The sequence below is a fragment of the Candidatus Planktophila sp. genome (assembly GCF_040402315.1).
Classification (GTDB): Bacteria; Actinomycetota; Actinomycetes; order Nanopelagicales; family Nanopelagicaceae; genus Planktophila.
This window is the reverse complement of the sequence record NZ_JBBAMU010000044.1, coordinates 1-4,671: the sequence shown is the minus strand read 5'-3', so window position 1 is coordinate 4,671 and position 4,671 is coordinate 1. Positions and strand designations below refer to the sequence as shown.

Genomic DNA, 4,671 nt, shown 5'->3' with positions numbered 1-4,671 from the left:
AGCACAAAGCGCTCTTCTAAAGTGGGGGCGAGCAAGGTAAATCCCTTTACGCCCACTCCTTTATCGACGAGTGATTTCAGAATGTTTTCTGGCTTATGCGCACCTGCGGCAATAAGTGCGCGCACGCTCTTGCCGTCAATGACGCCGTTGATGCCCAGTGATTTCAACCCTTGTACTGCTAATTCAGTATCTGAGGTAATCACGGTGAGATTTTGCTCTTCGCCAGCAGAGAGCTCTTCCACACTACCCTGGGCCACAATCTTGCCTTGGCTCATCACTGCTAAATGTGTGCAAATCTGTTCGATCTCAACAAGTAAATGACTTGAGATAAAGATGGTTATTCCTTCAAGTGCTAAAGAGCGAATGAGGTTGCGCACTTCGCGCGTGCCTTGCGGATCAAGTCCATTGGTGGGTTCATCTAGAACAAGTAAATCGCGGGGTTGCAGTAATGCGTTGGCAATTCCTAGCCGCTGCTTCATACCCAGTGAATATGCATGCACTTTCTTGCCAGCAGCTTGGGTAAGACCAACTCGCACAAGTGCCGCGTCTACTCGCGCCGCTCGTGTTTCAGGTGGCGCATGGCGATCGGCTGCATCAAAGCGAACCAGATTATCGCGACCAGAAAGGTAAGGATAAAAGGCCGGGCCTTCAACAAGTGCTCCCACCTTAGGAAGTGCGATGCCTATGTCATCTGGAATTGCTGAGCCCAGTACTGAAACTTGCCCGGAAGAGATATTTGCCAGGCCAAGGAGCATGCGAATTGTTGTTGTTTTACCCGATCCGTTGGGCCCGAGAAAACCGAAGACCGAACCTCTGGGAACGCGCAGATCTATTGCATCTACCGCGTTGTGCTTTCCAAAACTCTTTGTTAGCCCCGAAGTAAATATTGCGTACTGCGGGTCAACGCTAGCAATCACTACTTAGCGGCTGCTTCAAGAAGTTTTTGAATAGTAACTGATCCAGCAAATACTCGACCGTCGTTGGCAATCAAGACGTTCAGTAGCGCTGTGCTAAATACGCGACCACCAGCAACGGGTGTAGTGATTTCGGTATAGAGCTTATTTGCCTTCAGCACTGTGATTTCTGCTGGAACCATAGTCGCTGGAACTTCTAGAACTGCAGCCCATCCTTGTGCTTTGAGCTTTTCCGCCTCAGCCTTTGCTTGTGATTCCTGGGCAGCTGTTGCTTTCTTACCAGTGTATTTAGCAAGGTCGCTTTGAGTTGGAAGTGGGACCTCTATCAACTTAGCCCCTGCTGGGACTGTGAAGTTAAAGTTTGCTGCCGCTGGCTGCGCGAAAGTAATTGAGTTAAATTCAATTTCAAATGCTGGATTTGATTGACCAACAGCATTTACGACAACTGCCAGCGGCAAGCCGGTGGCTGCATCAACTGAAATTGTTACTGATGCAACGAGTGAGCCTGCAGAACGAGGAGTTGCGGTGATTTGATAGACGCCGCGTCCTGCAACCTTGGCATCTTTGCCCACGGTAAATGTTGTCTGCGGGCCGGCTTGCGATAAGAAGTAGTCGGCAACTGCAGCAGGTGATGTTGCATCAAATGCTAGCTCTGAAGAGTTGGCATTGAAGAAGTCAGTTGCCTGCTTTTTGGCATCTTTCTCATCTGCTTCGTTAACCACTGAGTGCTTAACAATCTGCTTACTTGAATCATAGAACCAGAGATCAGAACCGCTACGAATAAAGTTGCGCTCTGCTGCCATATCTAGCACCTGCAGGCGCGCCTTACTTGTGCCATCGACATAGATATTTGCCACATGTGTTCCGGCTGCAAATTCAAGTGCGAGCGCGAGTTCGCCTTGCGCACTGGCTTGCGGTAAGAATTCAGTCATCTCTTTTGGCATGTTCTTCGCCGCTTCATCGACCATCGCTTGTGAGATGTCCGGGATGATGTTCATCGGCGGCAGCCCAAGCTGAGCTTTTTTAGTGACCTTGCCGGAGAATGCAATCTCTGGGTTGGTGTTAATCAATTGCAAAATTTGCGAGGCGCTCTTATCGGGAAGGTCGATGGCAGCGTTGGCTGAGACCGAGAAACCAATTGCGGTTCCTGCAACAAGTACCGGTGCCATAATTGCTGGAATCCAGCGGAGGATATTTCGCTTCATGGCTAAATAATAAGGAACTCCCCCGGACCTCTCCACTTCAAAGGCCTCCCCCACGCTGTGACCTCGAGCGCACTGACCTACCATTGCCCTCATGTCCAAGAAAGATGCACTCAAGCGGATTATCTATATCCCCTTCGACCATCTGCATCGCAACTTTGGCGCCTTAAAAGAGGCCAACCCAGCCACTGATCTGATTGTCATGGTCGAAAGCGCTCGCATGACGACCGGGCGCAATTGGCATCAAGAGCGGCTCTTCTTTCTTATCTCTAGCGCTCGCCACTTTGCACAATCATTAGAGACCGAAGGCTTCACCGTGGAATACGTTAAAGCGCCGACCACGATCGATGGCTTGAAAGAGATTGCAAAGAAATATGCAGCACTTCCCGTCATCTGCGCCGAGCCAAGCTCTTTTAGGCAGTATGAAGCGCTTCAAAGCTATGGCGCAGAATTTGTTGAGAATGATTTCTTCTTAACTCCTCGCCCGCTCTTTGCACAATGGGCTGATGAGCAAAAGTCATATTTGATGGAGAACTTCTATCGCAAGCAGCGCACCCGGCTAAATGTTCTGATGGATGGCAAAGAGCCTGAAGGTGGTGCCTGGAATTTTGATAAGGAGAATCGACTGCCACCGCCTAAGAAATATGAGGGACCGGCTTATCTGGAACAGAAGCGAGATGAGATTGATCTTGAAGTAGCGAGTGAACTTTCATTTACCGCCACCCCAACCTGGGCCACTACTCGCAAGGGTGCACTGAAGGCGCTGAAAAACTTTATTGAAAATCATTTCGCTGAATTTGGCCCACTCGAAGATGCCATGACCACCGATAATTGGGCGCTGCATCACTCACTTCTCTCTCCATATCTGAACAACGGCCTCTTACATCCCACCGAAGTCATTCACGCTGCGATGAAGGCATTTAAGACAGGTGATATTCCCATCGCCTCAGCAGAAGGTTTTATCCGCCAGCTCATTGGCTGGCGCGAGTATGTCAATGGCATGTATTGGTTTCTGGGCCCTGATTACCGTAATAACAATCAGTTAGCTGCCACCAGAAAACTACTGCCACTCTTTTCTGATCCGTCTGCCACGCAGATGAACTGCATGAAGGAGATTGTGGGCGATATCCAAGATCGTGCCTGGGTGCATCACATTCCGCGGCTGATGGTGCTCTCCAACTTAGCGCTGGTCACCGGTACCAACCCGCAAGAATTTCTCGATTGGATGCGGGAAGTATTTATCGATGCCACCGAATGGGTAATGGTCCCCAACGTGATTGGTATGGGAGTGCATGCCGATGGCGGAAAGATGATGACTAAGCCTTATGCCGCAGGTGGTGCTTATATCTCGCGCATGTCTAACTACTGCAAGGCATGTAGCTATGACCCAAAGTTACGAGTTGGTGCAAAAGCATGTCCCTTTACAACCTTGTATTGGGATTTTCTCGATCGTCATAAAGATACATTTGCAAAAAACCATCGCATGAGCCAGCAGATATTTGGTCTCAAGCGCCTAAGTGATTTACCTGAGTTGAAGATGCGCGCGCAGGAAGTCTTACAGGGCTTAGAACAGGGCGATATCTAACTTTTAAGAAGATGCGAAAGAGCCTTTACCGGCCATGAGTTTCTATTACCGGCCACCCAGCGATAGCCAGCGCGGCCAACGGGGCCAGAAATACTTATCAGGGCTGAAAGGACCCTGTTACCTCTGGCCTTAAGTAGGAAGGCAACCGCTTGCGCTCCGCTGTAACGATTACCTTCAGTAATGACAAAGACCTCACGCGAACATTGCTCTGTGCTCAATTGGAATTGAGCAAGGTCTGCTTTGTGAAAATCTAGTGCGGTAATGGCTAATTTCTTACTTATCCAAGAAATGGAGTTTTTACATAACTGGCACTGACCATCATAAATGACTGTTATCTCAACCATCTGTGAGTCACCCCATATCTTCACGCTCCAGAATTCTAACTCATCTAGTGAGTTCAAGGCGAGTAGAATCTAATCAGTGCGAATGGAGAACTGAAAATGCAGTTACGTGAATTAAGCGATATTAAAAAGTTTGACCTTAATCTGATTACATTTTTGAATAAGGTGAGTTTGCCCGCGCTTCGAATCTCACTCGGCATTGTCTTCATTTGGTTTGGCGTGCTGAAAGTTTTTGGTGATAGCCCAGCTAACGATCTCATTACAAAAACCGTCTACTGGTTTAACCCAGATATTTTCATTCCCATTTTGGGTATTTGGGAGGCCGCAATCGGCCTCTGTCTGCTGGTGCCTTCATTTATCCGAGTTGGGCTATTTCTGCTTGCCCTACAAATGCCCGGCACCTTCTTACCGCTAGTCCTGCTCCCCGAGGTATGTTTTATAGCAATACCGTTTAACTTAACGCTGGAAGGTCAGTACATCGTAAAGAACTTGGTTCTCATTGGAGCAGCGATGGCAGTGGGAGGCAGACTTACCCCCATCTTAAATGCGAAGAAAAGTACTTAGTTATTCTTCACAAATTCAGAGGCGTGTGGAAAGCCAGCAGCCTCTAACTTCACAGCTAAATCTTC

General features: G+C 48.6%; 5 protein-coding genes. 2 read left to right on the top strand and 3 right to left on the bottom strand.

Annotation, left to right across the window (positions count from 1 at the left end; all coding sequences use genetic code 11):
- Both AC9UEP_RS05670 and AC9UEP_RS05665 read right to left on the bottom strand, forming a co-directional pair.
- The coding region (locus AC9UEP_RS05670; RefSeq protein WP_509544956.1) for an ABC transporter ATP-binding protein at window positions 1–917 on the bottom strand (917 nt) is incomplete at its 3' end.
- The gene (locus AC9UEP_RS05665; protein WP_509544954.1) at window positions 917–2,119 is read right to left on the bottom strand and encodes a LolA family protein; all 1,203 of its coding nucleotides are present in this window, start codon (window positions 2,117–2,119) and stop codon (window positions 917–919) included. The genes AC9UEP_RS05670 and AC9UEP_RS05665, both read right to left, overlap by 1 nt.
- 91 nt (window positions 2,120–2,210) lie before the next feature.
- Between AC9UEP_RS05665 and AC9UEP_RS05660 the strand changes: the two genes are divergently transcribed.
- Entirely contained in the window at window positions 2,211–3,701 is a 1,491-nt protein-coding gene (locus AC9UEP_RS05660) for a cryptochrome/photolyase family protein (RefSeq protein ID WP_509544952.1), read from the top strand.
- Here the strand turns inward: AC9UEP_RS05660 and AC9UEP_RS05655 are convergent.
- Window positions 3,698–4,102, bottom strand: a complete 405-nt coding sequence (locus AC9UEP_RS05655; RefSeq protein ID WP_509544949.1) for a thiol-disulfide oxidoreductase DCC family protein — start codon at window positions 4,100–4,102, stop codon at window positions 3,698–3,700. The two genes, AC9UEP_RS05660 and AC9UEP_RS05655, sit on opposite strands and share 4 nt — an antisense overlap.
- Window positions 4,103–4,207: 105 nt before the next feature.
- Between AC9UEP_RS05655 and AC9UEP_RS05650 the strand changes: the two genes are divergently transcribed.
- Window positions 4,208–4,606 (top strand): DoxX family membrane protein, encoded by a 399-nt coding sequence (locus tag AC9UEP_RS05650; protein ID WP_509544947.1) that lies wholly within the window; start codon window positions 4,208–4,210, stop codon window positions 4,604–4,606.
- Window positions 4,607–4,671 lie beyond the last annotated feature (65 nt).

Excerpts from the sequence above, each read along its gene's own strand:
- AC9UEP_RS05665 (WP_509544954.1), bottom strand. The coding sequence starts at position 2,119 with ATGAAGCGAAATATCCTCCGCTGGATTCCAGCAATTATGGCACCGGTA.
- AC9UEP_RS05660 (WP_509544952.1), top strand. The coding sequence starts at position 2,211 with ATGTCCAAGAAAGATGCACTCAAGCGGATTATCTATATCCCCTTCGAC.